This is a genomic window from Bradyrhizobium sp. USDA 3650, assembly GCF_054057395.1.
Window position 1 is genome coordinate 2,552,453 of sequence record NZ_JBSRZG010000001.1, and the last position, 21,575, is coordinate 2,574,027.

Sequence of the window (21,575 nt, forward strand, 5' to 3'; positions counted from 1 at the left end):
GTCCGAGGCGGCATCTCGGCAGGTAGGAGCGCGAAGTTGCCAACGTCCTATCCGTGTGACGACTAGAGAGGCGCCAATCATCCGCTTGGCCCGCTACAAGATACATCGGTTGAAGCCGCTCGGGCAGGCAGCCCTGTTCCGAGATCCCAGCGTGAATTGACCGGCGTCTCTGCAAGATCGTTGGTTAAAAGGTTCCCATTTGGCGGCATGACGACATAGGACATCTTTGTTACCTCGATCCTGACAACCTTGAGATACCGGCAATAAATCCGAAAACTTTACCATCTAAAAATGGCAACGTGCTCTCCTCTCTACCAGACAGCCCCGACGAGGCTTGTCGGGTTTTGACAGTCGCCCGTAATAATCCGGGAATGCAGCCCGCGATATAAATCGCTAAGATTTACTACCGCTCCAAGTAGAGGGAACGCGCGCACGCCCTTTCGCGTTATCGCCGCTAGGAGACTTGACCCATGTCGATCTTTTCGATTTTGGCAGTATGGATCAGCTTCAACGTAGCTGTTGCCGTTGCGTTGACCCTCCGAAGCCCGGTTCGACGCAAGCTCGTGTTGCAGCCGCGCGTATTTTACTTAGTCGCGCGAGCAGAAAATTACTAACGGCTCTGCTTCACGGAATCTTTTCTTTCGGCATTGCGAGCCTTTCTGGCTTCAATCACCCTAGTCCGAAAGCCGATAGCATTCGAGCCAGCCCTAACAGAGACGCTCGCTCAGCACTTCCATGACGCGGCACCAGAGCTGCGTCGGCTATTAGGGGATCGCGGGAAGCTGTCGCGTTTCAATATTCTCCCTCTGTGAATGCTCTCGAGAGATGAATCAAGCGAGCGTAGAGCACCCTTATTATGATAGCCCACGAAAGGACAACAGAACTGGGTTACTGCCAAATTCAGCCATTTGTGCTCTCCCTGCCCCGACTAGCTTTCTTCTTAGCGCGGCATACGCACGTCGCGTGTAGCGCTCCAGCCAACCAAGGAATCCACGGCTCCTGGAATTTCGCCCAAACCGTCATTCTTTAGAGCTTCTTCAATGCCTTTGAGAACGACCACGCGAACACGATCGACCCGATGAAGAGCAGTCGAACGCTCGTAAGAGGCAACGCCGCCCGGCGATGTAGCCGCCGGCCCATGGCGCAGCGCATTCATTCGGGAACGCGCTTCGCCTTCCAGCGCAAAGGCCGGGGCGTCGCCCGCTCCCGCAGGTTTCGCGTTTGTCGGAGGTTACGACCATGCCCCAATCTTGATGCAGCACGGTGGCTCATTGACTCGTTAGTATCTTCAGTAAGAGCGATAGATCCAACCATACATTTCCACTGTGGAGTCCTGCTGCGAGTAAACATCGACTTCGACGTTCTCAGGCACGAGGATTCACGATCCATATATCCTATTAGTGGACTGGGAGAGCGCCTTGTCGTTGACGAATTGTCCGGAAAATGACATTTCGATGCCGGCACGCCCCGGTCCAGCGAAGTGCTCCACCTGCTGTGAAGGCCAAGCGTGCTGCTAAACGTAGTCTTCAAACCGAAGTGCCTAACGATCGATCTTCTTCCTATCAGCTATCGGCTGCTTACCGAGCGTTGTACCCATATTTAATCCGAGCAAGGATTTGCAGCCCAAACAATCTGCTTTGCTGGGTTCCCCAGAAGCTTTAGCAGCATCTTGCCAACCTTGGATTGAACCTCGCCCGAGTTGAATTGTAAGCGATGTTCTCAGGCCACGCGCCAGCGTTCTGGGGTAGCGAGATAGGCCCAGGGTAGCAGTTCGTCGATCTGGCTATTCGGGTGATCGTTGACGATGCGGGTGATGACGTGGGCGAGATAGGCGTGGGGTTTGACGCCGATGAGCTTGCAGGTTTCGATCAGTGAGGCGATGACGGCCCAGTGTTCGCCGCCGCCGTCCGAGCCTGCGAACAGGGCGTTCTTGCGGTTGAGCGCGATTGGGCGGATAGCGCGCTCGACGACGTTGGAATCGATCTCAACGCGGCCGTCGGCAATGAAGCGCGTCAGCCCGTCCCAACGCGACAGCGCATATCGGATGGCCTCCGCGAGTTTGGTCTTTTGGCTAATCAGACCAAGCTTGGCGCGCAGCCAGGGTTCGAACTCGTCGGCGATCGGCCGGCTCTTCTCTTGGCGGACGGCGCGACGCTCGTCGGCGGTGCGGCCGCGGATCTGGGCTTCGATGACGTAGAGCCCGGCGATACGTTCGAGCGCCTCGCTGGCGATCGGTGCGGGACCGGCCGCGGCGAGTTCGTAGAAGCGCCGGCGCACATGGGACCAGCAGAACGCCAGCTCTACGTCACCGCGCTCGGCCAGGACCCGATAGCCGGCATAGCCGTCGACCTGGAGGATGCCGGCAAAACCCGCGAGGTGGACGATCGGCCGTTCGGCCTTGCGATCTGGAGCGTAGACATAGGCGACGGCGGGCGGGTCCGTGCCGCCCCAGGGCCGGTCGTCGCGGGCATAGGCCCAGAGCTGGCCGGTCTTGGTGCGACCGCGTCCGGGATCGAGTACCGGGGCGGTGGTCTCGTCGGCAAACAGCTTTGTCGACTGCTTCAGCCTCGCGAGCAGTCGCTCATGCACCGGCCGCAACAGGAAGGCTGCCCGCCCGACCCAATCGGCCAGGGTCGAGCGATCCAGTTCGAGGCCCTGGCGGGCGTAAATTTGAGCCTGCCGATACAGCGGCAGATGGTCGGCATATTTGGCCACGAGTACCTGCGCCACGGTGGCTTCAGTCGGTAGCCCGCCCTCGATCAGCCGCGCTGGCGCCGGTGCCTGCACCATGGTCTCGCAGGCCCGGCAGGCATACTTCGGCCGCCTTACGACTAGGACCCGGAACTGGGCCGGCACGATATCCAATCGTTCGCTCACATCCTCGCCGATCCGGTGCAGCGCCTGCTGACAGCACGGGCAGGCGTCATCGTCGAGGTCAATCAGCATCTCGACCCGCGGCAGATGCGCCGGCAGCGGTCCTCTGTTCCTGCGGCGCCGTGCGGCTCGGCTCGATCGCTCGGCAGCATTGGCTGCATCGGTCGCGGCATCACTGCTCGCCTCGACCTGCTCGACCTCCTCCAGGCCGAGCAGCAACTGGTCCTCCGGCAGCGTCTCGGCCCGGCGGCCGAAGCGATGACGCTGCAACTCCTTGATGATCTGCTCGAGCCGCGCGGCGCGCGCCCGTTCGGCCAGCAGCATCGCCTTGAGCGTGCCGGGATTGTCCGGAAGCGTGTCGGCCGTCGTCGCCATGATGCGATTACACCATGCATCGCGGCATCTCGCGAGCGCGACATGCATACTGATTCACGTGCCGCAGTTCAGCTCGCCTGGATCGGCGACGGTGTCTCGCGCGCGGTGTGGACGCGCTTCCAGTCCAGTCCTTCGAGCAAGGCTGACAGCTGCGCCGCGGTCAGGCGAATGACGCCGTCCTGCACGTTGGGCCAGCAGAACGAACCGGTCTCAAGCCGCTTGGCGAACAGGCACACACCCGTGCCGTCCGAATAGATCAGCTTCACCCGGTCGGCGCGCTTGGCGCGGAACACATACACGGCGCCGGAGAACGGATCGGCCTGCATGCTCTCACGCACCAGGGCCGCGAGCCCTTCGGCACCCTTGCGGAAGTCGACCGGCCTGGTCGCCACCATCACCCGCACCGCGCCCGTTGGACCGATCACGTGCAGGTCTTCAGCGCATGGATCACGGCCGCAATCGTCGCGGCATCCGCGCCGCGGCCGACCCGGAGCGCGACGCCGTTGATCTCGATCTCGATGATGCCGCTGTTCTCGGCCCCCTCGGGCGCCTTCCGGAGGCGTCGGCACTGCCGCGGTGAGCGCTCCGGCGGCGTGCATGATGGGGTAACGACAGCGGGCACGAACGTCTGCGGCTCGGGAGCCACAGGGATCGCAACCGGCTGTCGCATTTGCCGGCGCCACGTAAACAGCTGTTGCGGCGACAATCCGTGCCGCCGCGCGACCTCCGATACCACGGCTCCCGGGGCCAGCGTCTCCTCGACGAACCGCGCCTTGTCGTCGGCCGAGAACTGCCGGCGTCGGCCGCTCTCCGTGATGACCTCGACCCGGCGAACCGAGGTCCTGGGCTCAAGCATATGGTCAAGCTTAGACACAAGCCGATCTCCAATCAGAGATCGATCATGCCTCGCTCGACGCCTTCAATGGAAGGTGGGACCGAAACAGCGCTTACGTTGAATTGCACGCATGATCAAAAGCAGGCCCATTCGGCATTGGCACCGGGTTAACGAAGATTGCCGTCGGCTCGCTCACGCCGCTCGCGCTGTCCTTGCGCGATGTTCAAGAGCGTTGATCGTCAAAATAAGGTTGTCGCGGCGGGATCGGAGGTTTAGCGCGAGCAAAGGATAGGTCGGCTGGCGCACGTCAAATACCCTAGCTTTTGCTTCTTCTTCGAGAATGTCGGAATTCATGAGATCGATGCGCCACCAAAGATCGGCGATAAGCGCGCTGAGCTGCCCAGCGCGTACCCTTGGCAGGCAAGTTCCGGAATAATTCGCCGGGACGATACAAGCTTAGTTCGCGAGTTCGCTTCGGTTTCGTTACGTTCGCTGGCAGCGAGGCCAGGCTCGCGCAACGGCACCGACGCGGCGTAGTTTCACAGGAAAAGGTGGGCCGCCAGCTTTCCAGCCAATATGCCCTCGCCAATCCTGAAAATTCTGGCCTCACGCGGTCAGACGACTGGCGCGTTCCAATCCTGCTAGGTGGCCGTGCCCCGTGCAAGCATCCGCTAAAATCAAGGTAACGCGGCAAGGTTACCGTCCACTCTCGCCAACGATGCCGAAGCCGCAATCAGCAAGAAGCCCGCGAGAGAGCGGGCTTCAATCTACCAGGGATTTTCTGGGGAGCCTTTTCCTGAGCCGGGACTGCCAATGGGAACTCCGTTTGGGGCCGTGCCCGCGCCTCTGAGGGTATTGTTGGACTGGGCGCCTGCTGTCCCGACCGCTGCTGGATTGGTCGTGGTTGCACCGGAGCGAGCGGCACCGGCGGTCAGAGGCGTGGTCACCCCTTGACCGGAAAAGGTCGGATTGTTGGAAGTTGCGACGGGTGCGCCTGACCGGCCGCCTGCAGGAGATAGGCTACCCGTGCCGGACGGCCCCCAGGATGATGCTCCCGAGCTGGAGGAGGCGCCTCCAGCTGCGGACGATCCGCCTCCGGCGCCCCCACCTCCACCTCCACCGCCGCCTTGAGCGAGAGCGGTTGAAGCCAGAGCAACGCACGCGACTGCTGCAACAAAGGATTGCCGTACCATGGGAACAATCTCCAGTGATTTGCCTGATAACGGTCGATCAATGGCGGGAGTTCCTTCAGTTCGTGCCTCGCCCGATGGCTTCTAGGGCCACCTCCGGCCAGACGATGGGATTGAAGCGCCATCCGCCGCGGTGAAGCTCCCTATCTCCGCATACTGGGTGGCGGCAACGTCAACTGCGGGTTGGCCTGACTGAGTGAGCTGTCAGTATCAATGTCTGAGGCGACGGCCGTAAGACAACTGAGCAAGCCGAGCGAGGCTGCAGCGTACTGTTCCGCCACCGATCTTTTGGGTCATGCCTAGTGCTTTGGGGCTTGGTCGCGAGCGCCCCTTCTGATCGGGGATGGCGGCACTCCCTGGACGGGGTTCGCTCCGATCGCTATCAAACGGCTATGACACCAGCGCAGCGAAGGTCACGCGCTCAAGCCCGGCTGATAGCCGAACTTGCGTCCGACATCCTTCGAGCGCCCACAAAAATATTCCGTTCATGAGGCCTTCGAGATGGGCCGCAAGTCTTAAATGTTAGTGCTGCTCCCCAAGTCCTGTGAGCAAGCCCAGCAACGACAGAAACATCCCCTGCCATAGCAGGCGACGTCCATCTACTTGCACTTTGCCCCTTATCATCCGGTTCGAATTCCTACTTGTTTATCTTCGGATCGAGCCGCCGCATCCGGGCGATGGTTTCCGCCGCGTAGTCTTCTCGCTCACGAGCAAAGCGGCGCTGATGAGCGCGGAAGCTCTCAATGCGCTTTTCGATCTCCTCGCGCTCCGTAGACTTCCGTTCTGTTGGCAATACCGCTTCAATATTCCCTTGCAAAGGCACAGCGGCAACGGGCGATGTAAGTTGCTTGCCTGGTACGATTGACGCAGCACCCCTCCGGGCAATTTCGTTGGTTTGCGCCAGCATCGCTTCCAGCTCGGCTTCCCAATTAGCCATCATCAAATTCCTTCGTCACTACCATTAAGGGCGCCGCGGCTTGGACAGTTGATCCAACGGCTCCGGCGAGAACGTCAGCGCCCATTGTGTCGCACTACAGCAGCGCCATTGGATGAAATGTATTTCTCTGGAGGCCGACAGCAATTATGCCGGCCAAAAGGACCAAAATGCTCGCTCCGATGAGGCAATATGCAAACACCATTTCAGCCCTTCGTTCAGCTTCCACCCCAACGACCTTAATAGTTAAATGGTTACCTACAATCGAAGGAACAATTAACCTTACCTCTCGTGGTCGGCACCACGGAAGCAATCACGCGCAGCCGGACGACAATTCGTGCGAAACGGACTACGCCCGGCGGATCTCGAAGTCTCAGCAACCTGTTTTGGTGGGGAGAACTCCGCAGACGCCGGCCAGCTTTGACTCACTCCGGCACCGTGCTGTGTTCTCACAGCGAGTGACCTGCCCCTGAAGTTTCACGCAGTAGCGGTTAGAGTCTCGGCGGATGTTACGCCGTTTGGCGCGGTGTTAGCAACGTGCGATCGGCGGAGCTGGTCGGGGTTGCGCAGCCGATCGCACGTTGCGGTGAGGTAGGCGGCATAGGCCGCAGGGGCCAGATAGCCGAGCGAGGAATGCGGGCGTTGGCCGTTGTAGTCGCCGACCCAATCCGCAATCTTGGCGCGGGCGTGATCGAGGCCGAAGAACAAGGTTTCGTTGAGAAGCTCGTCCCGCATCCGGCCGTTGAAGTGCGGATTCCGGTCGATGTCGCCCAGGATTCCGAGATGATCTCGCCCACCATTCCGATTTGAAGTCGCCCACCCGTTCCGAGATGATGTCGCCCACCATTCCGGGATGATGTCGCCCGGGTGACGAGGCCTCTTCTGGCTCCCATAGGATGAACCCTTTCGGCTTTGCGAAGGGGACCCTGGATGCCGACGGAGAGGCTTGCGATGCGCCGTGTGCGCGATGTGATCAGAATGAAGGCGGCCGGGTTGCCGAGCCGCGAGATTGCGCGACGGGTGGGCGCGGCGCCCTCGACGGTGCGGCTGGCGCTCCGGCGGTTCGAGGCCGCGGGCTTGAGCTGGCCGTTGCCAGACGACGTCACCGACACGGTTCTGGAACTTCGCCTGTTCGCGAAGACCGGCAATGGCAACCGTCAGGGTCACCGCCGCATTGCCGAGCCCGACTGGGCGACCGTGCATCGCGAGCTCAAACGCAAGCACGTGACGCTGTCGATCCTGTGGGAGGAATATATCGCCGCGGAGCCTGGCGGATACCGGTACTCGCGCTTCTGTGAGCTCTACCGCGCCTGGGAAGGCCGTCTGTCGGTGACGATGCGCCAGGCCCATGCGGCCGGCGACAAGTTATTCGTCGACTATGCCGGCGATGGCGTGCCGGTGGTGGTCGACCGCCTGACCGGTGAGCGCAGAACGGCGCAGATCTTCGTCGCCGTGCTCGGCGCATCGAGCTTCACCTACGCGCAGGCGACGTGGACGCAGGGGCTCGCCGACTGGATCAGCGCCCATGTTGGCGCCTTCGCGGCGATCGGCGGCATACCGGCGCTGCTGGTGCCCGACAACACCAAGGTCGCGGTCATTAAGGCGAGCCTGTACGCCCCGCAGATCAATCGTACCTACGCGGAGATGGCGGCGCATTACGGCACCGCCATCTTGCCGGCGCGGCCGCGCAAGCCGCGCGACAAGGCCAAGGTCGAGCAGGCCGTCCTGATCGTCGAGCGCTGGCTGCTCGGCCGCCTGCGCCATCGCACCTTCTACAGCCTGGCCGAGGTCAATGCGGCGATCGGCGAACTGCTCACGAGGCTGAACGAGGAACGGCCGATCCGGCGGCTCGGCGTGACACGCCGCCGGTTGCTCGAGGAGGTCGACCGGCCGGCGCTCAAGCCATTGCCGGCGTCCCCCTACGTCCTCGCCGAGTGGCGGATCCGCCGCGTCAGTCTCGATTACCACGTCGAGGTGGAGAAGCATTACTACAGCGTTCCGCATCGCTTCGCCCGCGCCGAGGTCGAGGTGCGGTTCACGGCCCGTACCGTCGAGATCTTCCACAAGGGCGAGCGGATCGCCGCGCATCAGCGCATGAGCGGCAATCACAAACACACCACCGTGCCGGAGCACATGGCCTCCAGCCATCGGCGCTACGCCGGCTGGACCATCGCACGTATTCGCCAGGACGCCGCCGCGATCGGGCCGGCGACCAGCGCGTTGTGCGACCTCATTCTCGACGAGCGCTCGCACCCCGAGCAAGGCTTCCGCGCCTGTCTCGGCATCCTCAGGCTCGCCGCCTCCTATGGGCGCGAACGGCTGGACGCCGCGGCTGCGCGGGCAATCGACATCGGCGCGCGCACCTATGGCTCGGTCAAGTCGATCCTCGCCAACAATCTCGATCGGCGTTCTGCTCACCAGCGTTCCGCGGACGATGCGCCGATCCTGCATGCCAACATCCGCGGACCGCGCTACTACAATTAGGAGATCATCCCTTGCTCACCCATCCGACCCTCGACCGCCTCAACGCCCTCGGCCTCCATGGCATGGCCAAGGCCTTCGCCGACATCGAAGCCACCGGTGAGGCCGCAAGCCTCGGTCACACCGAATGGCTTGCGCTGCTGCTCGAACGTGAAGCCTCGCTGCGGCACGACAAACGGCTCGCCACTCGCCTGCGCTACGCCAAGCTGCGCCAGCAGGCGTGCGTCGAGGACATCGACTACCGCACCCCGCGCGGTCTCGACCGCCCGCTGTTCGCTAAGCTTGTCGAGGGCCGCTGGATCGACGACCACGTCAATCTCCTGATCTGCGGCCCGGCCGGCGTTGGCAAGAGTTGGCTCGCCTCGGCGCTCGGCCACAAGGCCTGTCGCGACAATCGCTCCGTGCTCTATCAGCGCGTCCCGCGACTGTTCGACGATCTCGCGCTCGCCCGCGGCGACGGCCGCCATCCACGTCTGTTGCGCGGCCTTGGCCGTGTCGATCTGCTGATCCTCGATGATTGGGGACTCGAGCCGCTCGACGCCGGTGCCCGTCACGACCTCCTGGAAATCCTCGAAGATCGCTACGGTCATCGCTCCACCATCGTCACCAGCCAGCTCCCCGTGGACCAGTGGCATCTGCTCATTGGAGATCCCACCTATGCCGACGCCGTGCTCGATCGCCTCGTCCACAATGCCCATCGGCTCGACCTCACCGGTGAGAGCCTGCGGCGAACCCGGCAATCCGCCCGAAAGACCTGAGCCCGTGGCGCTGTGGACATGCCGCTGCGCTTGGACAACGCAATCGCGTTGCCCACATGCCCACAGCAACCGCAGAAGAAGAAAAACAGGTCGAAGTCGCGATTCCAGATTGACCGCGCGCCTTGACCGATGCCAGAGAACCAGCCGGCCAGAACGCCTCGCCGCTGGGCGAGATCAAATCGGAAAGTGGGCGACATCGTCTCGGAATCCACGGGCGACTTCATATCGGTACGCCTGGGCGACTTCGTCGGAATCCGCATTGAAGCTTTCACAGAAGCCGTTCTGCATCGGCTTGCCCGGCGCAATGAAGTGCCAGTCGATGTTGTTCTCCTTCGACCAGGCCAGCATGGCATTGCAGGTGAACTCGGTGCCGTTGTCGGAGACGATCATGCCCGGCTTGCCGCGCTGATTGATCAGCGCCGTCAGTTCGCGTGCCACCCGCCGCCCCGGGATCGGGGTGTCGGGGATGGCCGCCAGACATTCCCGGGTCACGTATCGACGATATTCAGGACCCGGAAGCGACGGCCGCTGGCGAACTGGTCGTGGACAAATCCAGCGACCACCGGGCGTTCGGCCGAGCCTCGAGCAGTATCGGCGCTCGGGTGCCCACGGCGCGGCGGCGGGCTCGGCGCTTGCGCACGCTGAGGCCTTCCTCTCGATACAGACGGTAGATCCGGTTCCGCCCGGACGGCTCGCCCTGCTGGCGAAGCAGCACGAACAGCCGGCGGTAGCCGAACCGCCGACGGGCATTAGCAAGCTCGCGCAAGTGGCCGCGTAGTTCGGTGTCCGGCGGTCGGCACGATCGGTAGCGAACCATCTTGCGGTCAGCGCCGACGATGCCGCAGGCCCGCCGCCTCCGACAGACCGATGACGGCCTGCAGGTGCGCGACGGCTTCGCGCTTGGCGACGGGCCCTACCATTTTTTTGACAAAAGCTCGCGTAGCGCTGCAGCATCCAGCATCTGCTCGGCCAGCAGCTTCTTCAGCTTGGCGTTCTCCGTCCTCGAGTTGCCGCAACCGCTTGGCATCGGAGACGTCCAGACCGCCGAACTTCGCCTTCCAATTGTACAGCGTCGCTTCAGAGACGCCATGCTTCCGCGCCAAATCGGCAGCCCTCGCACCTGCCTCATGCTCACGCAGCACGCCAATAATCTGCTCTTCCGTAAACCTGGCTCGCTTCAAATGTCCGTCCTTCAGAAGGCCGGACTCTAACTTCAACTGGAGGAAATCGGCAGGGGCAGGTCACGAAGGTTCGAGCGATCAAAAAAACCACTTCTCACACGAGCCGGTCCCTATGCCCGTGCGATTGCGCCAATCCGGCGGCGCTGCATACACTAGCTCTGATTGGTTTCTTTCGGTTAGCGTTGCCGAAGTAGAACGGGCGCTAGGTCACGCTACTGCGCTGCTTGCCACGTGTGGGCAAATCCTTGCGGCCCAGGGCATCTCATTAGAACTCCCCTGCCTTCATGATTGCCTGTCCAAATTGGAAGGATAGAGCATGGTCGGACACCGATAGTTGTTGCGGTCGCCTAGATGGCTCTTTCGGCAACCGCGTTCGCTCAAGGCGGAGGTGGAAGCGGCGCCGGCGGCGCAGGCGGCGGTGGTGGTTCTCCAGCCAATTCCGGAGCCTCCAACGGCGGAGCCTAGAGCGCGACCGGATAGACTGGAGCTGGCACTTATCCTCCACAAACGCCGGACCAGCCAGACCACGACCACAGGCGGCATCAATCAGTCATCTACTGGCAACAGCGTTGCTGGCGCAACGACAAGCACTGCTGAGACAAAACTCCAGCGCACCGGGTAGCTTCCCGAACGCGCAAGCCAAGCGCAATGCAGGTGCGGGCGCCGCGCAAAATGGGCTGCCAATCGGCTCTCGAGCGGGAGGCACTTCGCTTCCGCTGTGCCTGTTTCCAGAGGCGAGGATTGGATGTCCAACGACGCGATGCCATTTCGTCCTCACCGGAGACTTGCATTCCGTGGATGAAAGCGCGTTGCACTATGAGTATGTCTGCAAGCGCGTTGAGCGCCGGGAGCAGGTCTGCCGCGCTATGAAAGCCTAGTTCGCCTCTGGCCAGTTCGCGCGCGGGAGCAGCATCAAGCTTGCTCATTGTGCCGAGCAGTTCGATATTCGGTTCTCGGCAAGGACTAAAGGAGAGTGAGAAATGAACAGTTTCCCACAGAGGGCCGTCGGGGTGACGCTGACCGGCGAGGAATGGACCACAATCCTGATGGTGATCACGCGCGGCCAGGACAGCCTCTCGCGCCACGGCTGCAGCGTCTACGGGCGGGCCGTTGAAAGGCTGGCTGCGCAGGTCTGCACTGCATCGGACCAACATGCCAGCGGCCTTACACCAGGCCTGCGTTTGGTGGGCGCCGACTGAAGAGAAACGGCTTGGAAGAGGTAATGCAATATCCGGCGCTCATGCCAACGCGAGTAAGTGCCCTACTTCTTCAAACACCAGCGGCACAGTCCTACGCTGGCTTGCCCTTGAGCCGCCGTCAATTCGGACTTGGGGGCTGGCGCTGCCACTTGCTTGCGGATCTGCCGGCCGCATTCATACTATTCGATGCTCTGTTCTTAAATTAACCAAATGAGCAATTTGGCCTAATTCCAGACCCAATTCGTGGCAAGTTGTTAACGTTGCCAATGCGGGGACTGGCAAATGCCAAAAACTATTGTACTCGGGATAATTGGCTCAGTTGCAATCTGTTCGATTGTTGTTGGGGGCCGTAGGTCGGATGCACCCCCTCAGTCGGATGCGCTGCTTGCGTTCGTCGGACCTATTTCGACTGTAACCACTAATAAATCTGACAGGTTGCCAACTCTTGTGGAGAGTGCTGTCGCGCTGCCCAAGCAAATAACGGAGGTGAGCTTCGTGGCGGTGCAGCAAGAGCCCCGACCGGCTTCCCCTATAATCCGGCCAAAACCATCGCCTGATTTCGTTCCTCGTCACTGGCATGATCCCTACGCTTCGCAGCCGGAAGCCAAAAAGCTTGCAAGCAGCGCAAAAAAATCCGCCAAGCGGCCCGCCGAAAAACGTCTCGCGAGCGTAGCAAAAGAATGTTCGACCGATGGGTTTGCGCCGCTCCTGAGAAAGCTCAGGTTGGCTGCCGATTGCGATACCTAGATGTATCCGTTCAAATGTAAGCGCTAAGCGGCTCCCTTGCTTCGGGATCGGGATAGCTCCGCGAAGATGCCTCCGGCTTGGACGGCCGATGAGCCACAGAATGCCAATGTCACGACGATCGCAGCCGGTGCTGTTCTGCCAGGCCAGCGATCTCTTCCTGTCAGCTGAAGAGATTGGGTCTGAGCGCAGGTGCCAGCCCACGCAGCAGCCTGCGTTTCGGGCTTATCGTGGTCCCGAGCCGGTGCTGGAGACCTTTAATCTGCTGAGATGGATCGTCGAACACGGGAGCCCCGCCAGCTCGCCGGCGAGTACAGCAATTCGGAGCGCGGGGAAGAGCGCCTTATCATTGGCGAATTGTCCGGAAAATGACTCTTCGATGCCGATGCCGACACAACCCAATCCAGCGAAGTGCTCGAGGTCCCTGCGAACGCTGACCGTGCCGCTGATGTAGCCTTTAAACCGAAGTGCCTAGCCATCAATCTTCCCCCCATCTAGTACCCCCTGCTTACCGAAGGTTGTACTGAGCGGATCCGATTCCAGCACGGATTTGCGGCCTAATCAAACTGCTTTGCCTTGTTTCCCAGAAGAAGCTTCCACGGTGCTTCGCGGACAATAAATTGAACCTCGCCCAACAGTTTAACTGCACGATGAGCAAAGGGTAGCCCGCCCATCAGTCCGCGGTTGGTCACGCGCACGAGCAGAAGGTGAGCCTGCTGATAGATGCTGTCGCCGCTCAGCCGGAGGCCATTTTCCAACGCCACACCGGCCGAGCGATCGCCTCAGGCGCGAGGATTGACGACCGTATAACCTCGTAGAGAACGCGCGTGGATTCTCGTGGCGCCTCCTCCCGAGTTGGGATCGTATGCCATCCATACGTCGCCGCCAACATGCTGCTCTAGGACAAACACGTGACCATGCCGCGCGGCAACCATTCCCGGAGACGGCGTTACGCGAGGAAATCGTAGCCAATTGGACGCGAGATTTAAGTCCGGTACGATGCGACCAAATACCTTGATGGATGCACCGCATCCGCAGAAGGCGCGAGGACAGCCTGCCGGTCGGCTACCAACGACTTGTCCTCTGTCTACCGAGGCTTCAGCATACGACCTCCGAGCGCGCGCCGCCTGAAGCGCCTGCGATCGTCGTGAATTGCTGAATAAATTTGGTTGCGAGAACGAAAAGTCGCAGGGCATCGTGACGTTGCACTCAGGCGCTTGATTAAAATTTATGCGGCGCGCTTCTGTAGCGGTGGCCCCGATAATGACCAATACAAAAGCGACAAAAACTCGTCTTAACATATGCAGGACTCCTACGGAGTTGGTCCTGCCCCGGCGCCAGAAAGCCATTCGAGCTTGGCGAAAATTGGACTCTAGGGCGCAAGCTCGACGCATTAATTTAAATCATTTGAATTATTATAATCGCCCCGTTGGGCGTCCTGCAGCGTGGCCGATGGTTGGCGCGCCAGCCCGGCAGCGCGATGGCGTGGAGCGCGCCTTACCGCATCAGCTCTTGACCAGCAGGTCACCAAACGCGCGAGGTAAGAGTTTTGCAGTAAATAACAGATAATTTCCGATTTTTATAAGCGAATGTTGCTTGGCAAGGAGATTGCGATGCCCTCGGAAATTGACTTGGAGTTGGCCAGTTTGACGCAGGAGATTGCCGCGCGCCATCGGGCGGTTGAAGACAAGCAGATCCTGATCCAAGTTCTCGAAAGGGACGGGCACGACGTTTCTGAACAAAAGGCCGCGCTACGCAGGGAGCGATCCGATATAGCGTTGCAGGTCACTCGACAGTTTCAACTAATCCAACAAGTGGCGGAACAGAGCGAATGAAGCGGCATTCGATATTAAGATGTCATCTAGCCCTGACAGGGAAAATCGTCAATCATCGCGGGTTGTGTTCTCGCGACCCATCGATGTTCACATCCTTGCTATCGACGGGACCTGGAGCCGGCCTTGTAAAATGACTGACGTTTCCCAGGCAGGTGCGAAGCTCCATATCGAAAGTCTCGACGGACTAGCCCTGAAGGAATTCTTCTTGGTGCTGTCAACCAGAGGAGTTGCCTATCGGCGCTGCGAGCTGGCATGGGTCAATGGCGAGGAGATTGGCATCTCCTTTCTACACGACCATCGAAAGATCTGATCAGTGGACGAGCGTCGAAAACACGACCGCGCGGAGATCGATGAGATCGCCTACATATTCGGCGATGGATCTAGTGTCCGTTGCCGCGTGCTCAACATCTCGGAAGAAGGAGCTGCGATTGAGCTGGCAGACCCGCGATCTACAAGACCGCAATTCAAGTTGATGATCGAGAACAACCGCGCCATCAAGAACTGTTGCTTGGTATGGTCGAGCGGCAGCCGGATCGGCGTGAAGTTCGTTGACTGAGCAGCGCAGACGTCCGCCAATCTTGCCCTCAGGCGCTCTGGTTGGGAGCCAGCCGGGAGTGACATCGCTCGCATATCGGATTGGCGAGCGCGCTAGTCCGACGGTTGTTGCTAAGGCTGTTTCGTGCTTACGCAGCCGAACCTCAGGGGGAAAGCCGTAGATCGGCAGGCCCGGTGCCTCTCACTTAATGTGAGCGCACCGGCCGCGAGGGTGACGGATATGTCGCTAGGACAGGCAAGCCATGATGGCGAGGACAACGTCGGATCCGAGATCTGAGCTGCTGCCGGTTTGAAGGACACCCGGTTAAGCTAATCCGACGTACGCTCGAACTCAACAGGGCTGAGATACCCGATCGTCGAATGGCGCCTCTCGACGTTATAGAACCGCTCGATGTAGTCGAACACATCTGCTCTGGCCTCGTTCCTGGTCCGATAGGTTTTGCGCCCGGTACGCTCGGTCTTCAGCGACGAGAAGAAGCTCTCCATCGCCGCGTTGTCCCAGACATTGCGGGATCGGCTCATGCTGCAAACGATGCCGCTGTCGGCCATCGTCGCTGGAACTGTTCGCTCGCAGCGGCGGATTCAAACGGTCGTCGCAACACCAGTTGTTTTCACTCATAGCAGCAATTCGTCAAGCGCCTCCGCCGGCGTTTTCCAGCCTAGTGTCTTTCTCGGTCGGGCATTGAGGGCCGCAGCCACAGCGGATATCTCTTCGGCGCTATGGATGCTCAGGTCTGTGCCTTTCGGGAAGTACTGCCGCAGCAACCCGTTGGTGTTCTCGTTAGTGCCGCGCTGCCAAGGGCTTTGCGGGTCGCAGAAGTAGACCTGGATGCCCGCATCGATCTTGAGACGATCGTGCTGAGCCATTTCGGCTCCCTGATCCCAGGTGAGCGAGCGACGCAGTTCTTCGGGCAAGGTGATGACGGTGCGCGTGATCGCGTCGCGCACGGCTTCGGCCCCGTGTCCCGCGAGCGCAGGTCCGTTCTTCACGCGCGGAGCTTCGCCATGCCCCGCCAACCGGGGAAGGTGCAATAGCATCGTGAAGCGCGTGGTGCGCTCGACCAACGTGCCGATTGCCGAGCTGCCAAGACCGAGGATGAGGTCTCCCTCCCAATGCCCCGGCACTGCTCGATCGGCAGCTTCAGCAGGGCGCTCACTGATCATGATCTCTGGCGAGACAAAGCCCTTGCCTCGCCTGCGTACGCGTGCCCTGGGCATCCGTAATGCACGCCCGGTTCTTAAGCAGGCCGTCAGCTCGCGGCGCAGCGCCCCACGGCCCTGAACGAAGAGAGCCTGATAGATGGCTTCGTGGCTGATACGCATCGTCTTGTCGTCCGGGAAGTCGATCGGCAAGCGTCGGGCAATCTGTTCAGGGCTCCAGGCTTTGGCCCATCGCCGATCCTTGCGTGGGCCGTGCCGGCGGCCCTTCCACAGAACGGCGGGACCAGGAACGGGCGCGCCGCTCTCCTCGCGCTCTACCAATGAGAGGTACCGCCCAGAGAGCGCCTTTGCCGAAGGTCTGAACATCGCTGGTCGCATGCCGCCCGCCTTTCGGAAGAATCTGCCTCCGACAGGTTGTGACAATCCAGCTTCGAGCGCAGCATCTTCAGCCCCGCCGCAATCGCCCGCCAAAATCTATTCTGTTCATTGCGTCCCGCAACGGAGGGCCGTCCTGGCGATAGCAATGGGGCTCGATCGACGCCTTACAACGTTCATCGCAACCTCCAATCCTCTGGTGTTGCGACGACCGTTTGAATCCGCCTTGGCTGCCCCGATCAGAATGATGCATCAGAGCATCCGGCTTGCCGCGCCGCCAGACCGCCATCAGCAGGGCGTCTGCAACCAACTGAGCCGCCATGTTGGCGTTCATCGACCAGCCGACCACCCTGCGGGAGAACAGGTCGATGACGGCCGATACGTAGAGCCAGCCCTCGGCCGTCCAGATGTAGGTGAAGTCGGCGATCCACTTCTGGTTCGGCCGCTCGCCTGCAAACTGCCGATCAAGAAGTTTCGACGGTACGTTCGCAACCTGGCGATCGCCTTCGTCCTTGGGCAGACGCCGGCGCCGTGGCCGCGCCCGCAAGGCCTGCAGGCGCATCAGCCGCTCGATCCGGTGCAGGCCGCATTCGGGGCCATCTGCCAGCACATCCCGCCAGACACGCCGTGCGCCGTAGGTCCGGTCGCTGGCAAGGAAGCTTGCCTTCACCGCCGGCCGACTGTCTCGTCGCCTAGGGATCTCGCGCTGGGTGAGCGATTCAGCCAGGCATGGAAGCCCGAGCGGGACACGCCCATCGCATTGCACAGCCATGCCACCGGCCAGATATTCCGGTGCTTCGCGATGAAGACGAACTTCATGTCGCTTCCCTCGCGAAGAAGGCCGCGGCCTTCCTAAGAAACAGCTGGATTGGCGTCCGTCGGAATGGCCTGCAACACGAAGCCCAGAGATTTGGCCCGGCGCTGAAGGTTGGCGAGAACGCGGCTGCGATATTGTTGCTCATATTGGTCGGCACCTGGATCCCTGTAGCTCATGCCGTGCCGGAGGGTGTTGTAAAATAGAACCGCAATCTTGCGGGCGGTCGCTGTCACCGCCTTTGACTTACCCGCACGTAAGGACAGGCGGCGATAGAATGCTCCGAGCGCCGTATCGCTTCGCCCCACCGTGGTGGCCGCCAACCGCAACAGTGCGGCAGCCCGGCTGGAAGATCTCCGGGTGCGCGAAGAAAGCACTTTGCCGCCGGAGATTTTGTTGCCCGGTGCAAGGCAGAGCCAGGACGTGAAGTGCTTGGCGCTCGGCCATGCCCTCAAATCCGTGCCGCACTCGCCGATAAGCTTCAATGCGAGCGACGGACCAAGTCCATGGATCTCAGTCAGATCGACGCCGAGCACGCCGTACAGCGCGGTCCTGACGTCAAAGGTGGGCGTGTTGATCTGTTTGGTCTTGATGCGCGGCTTGGATAGCTTCCCGACCGGCTTTGCCCCTTTATTTCCTAGCGCGGCGATCAGGACTTCGAGCTTGCGGTCACAGTCCAGCATCTTCGCCTGGTAGACGTCGTAGAGTTCTAGCGATTGGCTCAGGGAGACATGTTCGTGCCGGTCGTTGCCTACCAGTGCCGCGCGAATGGTCTCGGTGGATGAATGGCATCGCACGTCCCGATAGGTTGCCAAAACATCAGGATTGCGCTCGCCTGCAACAATGGCCCGGATAATCCGCATGCCAGTGGCGCCCGTGATGTCTGAGACGACATGATGGAGCTGCAGGTTCATCTCCATCAAGGCCTTTTGCATATGCTGGATATGGGCGGCGGCATATTCCACAAGCCGCTCGCGCTGCCGCAAATAGGCCCGCAGTGTTGCGATCTCGGCATCGGGTCGGAAGCTACCTCGTAGCAGCCATAGGAATGAAGCTGGCGTAACCACGCGGCATCGCTGACGTCGGTCTTGCGTCCGGGCACGTTCTTGGCGTACCGGGCGTTGACCAGAATAACCTCAAATCCACGCTGCTCCAGGATTTCATAGGCTGGGATCCAATAGACCCCGGTGGATTCCATCGCGACACTGGTCACGCCGCATGCGCTAAACCAATCCGCCAGATCATGGAGATCTTGTGTAAATGTGCCGAACGCGCGCACGGGAATGTCAGTGCAGTCCGGGTTCACCGCAGCCATGTGCATCTTTGATCCGATGTCGATGGCGGCCGCGCTGACGTTGATTGGCTTCAATTCCGGCCGGTCACCGGTCGTCCTCTGGGGCATCGCAAATCCTCCATTCACTCATGAGCGGAAGGGTCTGGGTTATGCCAATCGTCATCTTCCTATTCGGGATCGCAGCCGAAGCGGCGTCACCACTCTCAAGTCCGCATGCACCCATGGACCACGTTTTTTAACGGGGACAGTGCCTCCAATAAGCTGACGGCCGCTACCCTCCCAGCCGCAGAGGATAACACAGTGCTGTTTCTACCCCGCACAGGCGCGCAACGGCCCTGGACAGTTTTTTAGGATATCTCGCTCAGCCCTGAGCTTGTTGACTTCGCGTCGCAGCCGCTCGATCTCGAGCTGCTCGGGCTTCATCTGGCCATGGCCCGGAAACGCCTGCGCCGGATCGGAGCCGAACTCCTTCACCCATTTGCGCAGCACGTTCTCATGAACGCCAAGGTCTCGACCGGCTTGCGCCACAGACACCCCACGCTCCCTGACAAGCTCTCGACTGAATTTGCGTCTCTGCATAGCCCACCTCCGGCTTGATAAAACACCCTATCTCGGTGTCCTTCAAACCGGCAGCAGCTCAGTTGGACCACAGCTTCGCCCCTGGTGGCGCCTAAGCACCTTAGGAAGATAGCCTGGGGCCTCAGGCCTACCATGCCTCCCCTTTGGATAGATCTCCTGACCTGCTTCTCTCTGGGCTACTGACTGGAAACGAACCGACTCTGAGTGCATATTGCGCCGATGCAGGTGCCGTGCCCCAAATGCAAAGTGATCGTCGCCGTTGGCTCCACCAAGTGGTTCTTCGACGGCGGCGAATGCCGAGAGCTTCGCGGGACTGTTGCCGGCGATGCGAAGGAATATGAAAAGTGCTCGGTTCTGATCGAAGCGGTGGCTAAGGGCGGAAAAAATGCGACGACCTAAAATGAGCGGCATAGCGTCCGACAAGCCCGCCCTTGGGTTAGAGCGGACCCGCCCAACAAGTCTCGACCCAAGCCGCCGCGCTGAGGAAGTTCGGCGGCGGATTGAAGAGGAACTCGATCAGCAGCGCGCTATTGTTGAGGAGCTACGCCGCAAACTGAATTGAGGCCCGACGGTCTACGTTAGAGAGCACTCACGACTAAGGCCGCAGCGGGGGACCGCTGCGGCCTGATCGTCGAAAAATCCGGGTGAAAAAGATTTAAGTGAAATATCTGCCAGCCCCGGTCGCAAGATCCTACCCGCCCGAATTAGTTAAATTCAAATTAAATCTATTGCGCGGCGGAGGCAACCCGAGCTGTGCTTCACGTGCACCAAACTGGTGAGGGAAGGCCCGCCGGGGCTGGGCAGTTGGCGGGCCTTCCCCCAAGCACAAGGCCGCGTATGTCCCCCACGGCCCCGTCCCAAAGCTTAGATTATTATAAAGACATTAAGGATGAATGGAGAGGAGCAGTTCACGGGCTCTGCATTCAGTCGTAATCAAACCGGAGCGATTGGTGTCCGCCTCTCGCTATCTGCAACTCCCGCCGGGCCCCAAGGTCGGCGGGTTTTTATTTCGATCGTAGCAGGGCTGACCTGCCCCTGAAGTTTCACGCAGTAGCGGTTAGAGTCTCGGCGGATGTTACGCCGTTTGGCGCGGTGTTAGCAACGTGCGATCGGCGGAGCTGGTCGGGGTTGCGCAGCCGATCGCACGTTGCGGTGAGGTAGGCGGCATAGGCCGCAGGGGCCAGATAGCCGAGCGAGGAATGCGGGCGTTGGCCGTTGTAGTCGCCGACCCAATCCGCAATCTTGGCGCGGGCGTGATCGAGGCCGAAGAACAAGGTTTCGTTGAGAAGCTCGTCCCGCATCCGGCCGTTGAAGCTTTCACAGAAGCCGTTCTGCATCGGCTTGCCCGGCGCAATGAAGTGCCAGTCGATGTTGTTCTCCTTCGACCAGGCCAGCATGGCATTGCAGGTGAACTCGGTGCCGTTGTCGGAGACGATCATGCCCGGCTTGCCGCGCTGATTGATCAGCGCCGTCAGTTCGCGTGCCACCCGCCGCCCCGGGATCGAGGTGTCGGGGATGGCCGCCAGACATTCCCGGGTCACGTATCGACGATATTCAGGACCCGGAAGCGACGGCCGCTGGCGAACTGGTCGTGGACAAATCCAGCGACCACCGGGCGTTCGGCCGAGCCTCGAGCAGTATCGGCGCTCGGGTGCCCACGGCGCGGCGGCGGGCTCGGCGCTTGCGCACGCTGAGGCCTTCCTCTCGATACAGACGGTAGATCCGGTTCCGCCCGGACGGCTCGCCCTGCTGGCGAAGCAGCACGAACAGCCGGCGGTAGCCGAACCGCCGACGGGCATTAGCAAGCTCGCGCAAGTGGCCGCGTAGTTCGGTGTCCGGCGGTCGGCACGATCGGTAGCGAACCATCTTGCGGTCAGCGCCGACGATGCCGCAGGCCCGCCGCCTCCGACAGACCGATGACGGCCTGCAGGTGCGCGACGGCTTCGCGCTTGGCGACGGGCCCTACCATTTTTTTGACAAAAGCTCGCGTAGCGCTGCAGCATCCAGCATCTGCTCGGCCAGCAGCTTCTTCAGCTTGGCGTTCTCCGTCCTCGAGTTGCCGCAACCGCTTGGCATCGGAGACGTCCAGACCGCCGAACTTCGCCTTCCAATTGTACAGCGTCGCTTCAGAGACGCCATGCTTCCGCGCCAAATCGGCAGCCTTCGCACCTGCCTCATGCTCACGCAGCACGCCAATAATCTGCTCTTCCGTAAACCTGGCTCGCTTCATCTGTCCGTCCTTCAGAAGGCCGGACTCTAACTTCAACTGGAGGAAATCGGCAGGGGCAGGTCAGGGGCGATCAGGATTGCGACGCTGACCCCGATGACGATGACTAACAGCCAGGCAATCACGTTCGTCTCCACCGCGTCATGGAGTGAACGCGCTCAAGA

At 60.9% G+C, this 21,575-nt stretch carries 13 protein-coding genes and 8 pseudogenes; 7 read left to right on the top strand and 14 right to left on the bottom strand.

What is annotated here, in order from left to right:
• Positions 1-1,719: 1,719 nt before the first annotated feature.
• The 6 genes and pseudogenes from tnpC to ACVIN2_RS11960 all read right to left on the bottom strand — a co-directional run.
• Positions 1,720-3,249: an IS66 family transposase gene (gene tnpC, locus ACVIN2_RS11935; protein WP_456765747.1), complete on the bottom strand. Its 1,530-nt coding sequence runs from the start codon at positions 3,247-3,249 to the stop codon at positions 1,720-1,722.
• A gap of 68 nt (positions 3,250-3,317) precedes the next feature.
• Positions 3,318-3,674: an IS66 family insertion sequence element accessory protein TnpB gene (gene tnpB / locus ACVIN2_RS11940; protein WP_456765748.1), complete on the bottom strand. Its 357-nt coding sequence runs from the start codon at positions 3,672-3,674 to the stop codon at positions 3,318-3,320.
• Positions 3,671-4,123 (bottom strand): IS66-like element accessory protein TnpA, encoded by a 453-nt coding sequence (gene tnpA, locus ACVIN2_RS11945; protein ID WP_456765749.1) that lies wholly within the window; start codon positions 4,121-4,123, stop codon positions 3,671-3,673. Before tnpA ends, tnpB begins: the two co-directional genes overlap by 4 nt.
• A 153-nt stretch (positions 4,124-4,276) precedes the next feature.
• The gene (locus ACVIN2_RS11950; protein ID WP_456765750.1) at positions 4,277-4,438 is read right to left on the bottom strand and encodes a hypothetical protein; all 162 of its coding nucleotides are present in this window, start codon (positions 4,436-4,438) and stop codon (positions 4,277-4,279) included.
• 1,473 nt (positions 4,439-5,911) lie between these two features.
• Positions 5,912-6,214, bottom strand: a complete 303-nt coding sequence (locus tag ACVIN2_RS11955) for a hypothetical protein (RefSeq protein ID WP_456765751.1) — start codon at positions 6,212-6,214, stop codon at positions 5,912-5,914.
• A gap of 471 nt (positions 6,215-6,685) precedes the next feature.
• Positions 6,686-6,955 (bottom strand): annotated as a pseudogene (locus tag ACVIN2_RS11960) (integrase core domain-containing protein); the annotation flags it as partial.
• Positions 6,956-7,159: 204 nt separating this feature from the next.
• Here ACVIN2_RS11960 and istA point away from each other — a divergent pair.
• Both istA and istB read left to right on the top strand, forming a co-directional pair.
• The gene (gene istA / locus ACVIN2_RS11965) at positions 7,160-8,692 is read left to right on the top strand and encodes an IS21 family transposase (protein WP_456765752.1); all 1,533 of its coding nucleotides are present in this window, start codon (positions 7,160-7,162) and stop codon (positions 8,690-8,692) included.
• 11 nt (positions 8,693-8,703) lie between these two features.
• Positions 8,704-9,447 (top strand): IS21-like element helper ATPase IstB, encoded by a 744-nt coding sequence (gene istB / locus ACVIN2_RS11970; protein ID WP_007605871.1) that lies wholly within the window; start codon positions 8,704-8,706, stop codon positions 9,445-9,447.
• Here istB and ACVIN2_RS11975 read toward each other — a convergent pair.
• Positions 9,398-10,628, bottom strand: a pseudogene (locus tag ACVIN2_RS11975) (IS3 family transposase). The gene istB and the pseudogene ACVIN2_RS11975 sit on opposite strands and share 50 nt — an antisense overlap.
• A gap of 980 nt (positions 10,629-11,608) precedes the next feature.
• Here ACVIN2_RS11975 and ACVIN2_RS11980 point away from each other — a divergent pair.
• The gene (locus ACVIN2_RS11980; RefSeq protein ID WP_456765753.1) at positions 11,609-11,827 is read left to right on the top strand and encodes a hypothetical protein; all 219 of its coding nucleotides are present in this window, start codon (positions 11,609-11,611) and stop codon (positions 11,825-11,827) included.
• Between the two features lie 1,301 nt (positions 11,828-13,128).
• On the opposite strand, the gene ACVIN2_RS11985 is transcribed toward ACVIN2_RS11980, so the two are convergent.
• Positions 13,129-13,329, bottom strand: a complete 201-nt coding sequence (locus ACVIN2_RS11985) for a hypothetical protein (protein ID WP_456765754.1) — start codon at positions 13,327-13,329, stop codon at positions 13,129-13,131.
• A gap of 855 nt (positions 13,330-14,184) precedes the next feature.
• Between ACVIN2_RS11985 and ACVIN2_RS11990 the strand changes: the two genes are divergently transcribed.
• The 3 genes from ACVIN2_RS11990 to ACVIN2_RS12000 are packed head-to-tail and all read left to right on the top strand — an operon-like array spanning position 14,185 to position 14,962.
• On the top strand, positions 14,185-14,406 hold the full coding sequence (locus ACVIN2_RS11990; protein WP_456765755.1) for a hypothetical protein: 222 nt from the start codon (positions 14,185-14,187) through the stop codon (positions 14,404-14,406).
• A gap of 19 nt (positions 14,407-14,425) precedes the next feature.
• A complete protein-coding gene (locus tag ACVIN2_RS11995; protein ID WP_456765756.1) occupies positions 14,426-14,716 on the top strand; it encodes a PilZ domain-containing protein in 291 nt (96 codons plus the stop codon).
• A 3-nt stretch (positions 14,717-14,719) separates the two neighbouring features.
• Positions 14,720-14,962: a PilZ domain-containing protein gene (locus ACVIN2_RS12000; RefSeq protein ID WP_456765757.1), complete on the top strand. Its 243-nt coding sequence runs from the start codon at positions 14,720-14,722 to the stop codon at positions 14,960-14,962.
• Between the two features lie 308 nt (positions 14,963-15,270).
• Here the strand turns inward: ACVIN2_RS12000 and ACVIN2_RS12005 are convergent.
• From ACVIN2_RS12005 to ACVIN2_RS12025, 5 pseudogenes are all read right to left on the bottom strand, one after another.
• Positions 15,271-15,542 (bottom strand): annotated as a pseudogene (locus ACVIN2_RS12005) (IS3 family transposase); the annotation flags it as partial.
• A gap of 34 nt (positions 15,543-15,576) precedes the next feature.
• Positions 15,577-16,646, bottom strand: a pseudogene (locus ACVIN2_RS12010) (IS30 family transposase).
• Between the two features lie 77 nt (positions 16,647-16,723).
• Positions 16,724-17,349 (bottom strand): annotated as a pseudogene (locus ACVIN2_RS12015) (IS3 family transposase); the annotation flags it as partial.
• Positions 17,350-18,713 (bottom strand): annotated as a pseudogene (locus ACVIN2_RS12020) (IS110 family RNA-guided transposase).
• Positions 18,714-18,929: 216 nt separating this feature from the next.
• Positions 18,930-19,184: pseudogene (locus ACVIN2_RS12025) on the bottom strand (transposase); the annotation flags it as partial.
• Between the two features lie 204 nt (positions 19,185-19,388).
• Between ACVIN2_RS12025 and ACVIN2_RS12030 the strand changes: the two are divergent.
• Complete coding sequence (locus ACVIN2_RS12030) at positions 19,389-19,583, top strand: hypothetical protein (RefSeq protein ID WP_456765758.1); 195 nt, start codon at positions 19,389-19,391, stop codon at positions 19,581-19,583.
• A gap of 644 nt (positions 19,584-20,227) precedes the next feature.
• On the opposite strand, the pseudogene ACVIN2_RS12035 reads toward ACVIN2_RS12030, so the two are convergent.
• Positions 20,228-21,414: pseudogene (locus ACVIN2_RS12035) on the bottom strand (IS3 family transposase).
• Positions 21,415-21,575: the final 161 nt, after the last annotated feature.